The sequence below is a fragment of the Streptomyces sp. NPDC111802 genome, from assembly GCF_055634335.1.
Map to the genome: position 1 here is coordinate 1 of NZ_JBVKCZ010000247.1, position 1,021 is coordinate 1,021.

A 1,021-nucleotide genomic window follows, 5' to 3' on the forward strand; every position below is an offset into this window, starting at 1 on the left:
CTAGTGATCTGGTTGTGAGTTGGTTCGGCACCACGTGGGTTGCTTTCCGTACCACTTCACGGGTTCGCATACCTGGTGCCGATTGGCTGCGGTCTGCTGTCGGGTGTGGGTGACAGCAGGCTGGAGCCGCTGGTGCTGAGTGAGACCGAGCGCCAGGTGTTGAAGAACTGGGTCAAGCGCCGTCAGACCGCGCAGGGGCTTGCCCTGCGAGCACGGATCGTGCTGGCGTGTGCGGAGGGCGGGCCGAACATGGCCGTGTCTGCCCGGCTGGGCGTGAACCGCGGCACCGTCGCCAAATGGCGCACCCGGTTCCTGCGTGACCGGCTGGACGGACTGTCGGACGAGCCAAGGCCCGGGGTGCCGCGGACCATCACCGATGCCCAGGTCGAGGAAGTCGTGGTCCGCACCCTCGAAGAGGTACCCGAAGGCGGGACGCACTGGTCGAAGCGGGAGCTGGCCAAGGCCGTGGGGATGTCGCCGGCGAGCGTGTTGCGGATCTGGCACGCCTTCGGCCTGCAGCCGTGGCGGACGGAGACCTTCAAGATCTCCCCGGATCCGCTGCTGATCGACAAGGTCCGTGACGTCGTCGGCCTCTACCTCGCCCCGCCGGCCAACGCGGCGGTGTTCGCAGTGGACGAGAAACCGCAGATCCAGGCCCTTGAACGGACCGCACCGGTGCTGCCGATGCTGCCCGGCGTCCCCGAGCGGCGCAGCTTCGACTACGTCCGCCACGGCACCGTCGATCTGTTCGCTGCCCTGAACACCGCGACGGGCAAGGTGATCACGAAGCTGTCCGCACAGCACCGGGCCGTGGACTTCCGTGACTTCCTCGACGACATCGACCGCCAGACCGATCCCGGCCTGGCGGTCCACGTCATCTGCGACAACCTCTCCGCCCACAAAGCGCCGGTGGTGCACAAGTGGCTGCTCGCGCATCCCCGCGTCCACCTCCACTTCACCCCGACCTACTCGTCATGGATCAACCAGGTCGAACGGTGGTTCGCCGAGCTGGAACGACGCT

Annotated in this window: 1 protein-coding gene; it reads left to right on the top strand. The window is 67.1% G+C overall.

Annotation, left to right across the window (positions count from 1 at the left end; all coding sequences use genetic code 11):
* Nucleotides 1-105: 105 nt before the first annotated feature.
* The coding region (locus ACZ7NC_RS45780; RefSeq protein ID WP_471498454.1) for an IS630 family transposase at nucleotides 106-1,021 on the top strand (916 nt) is incomplete at its 3' end.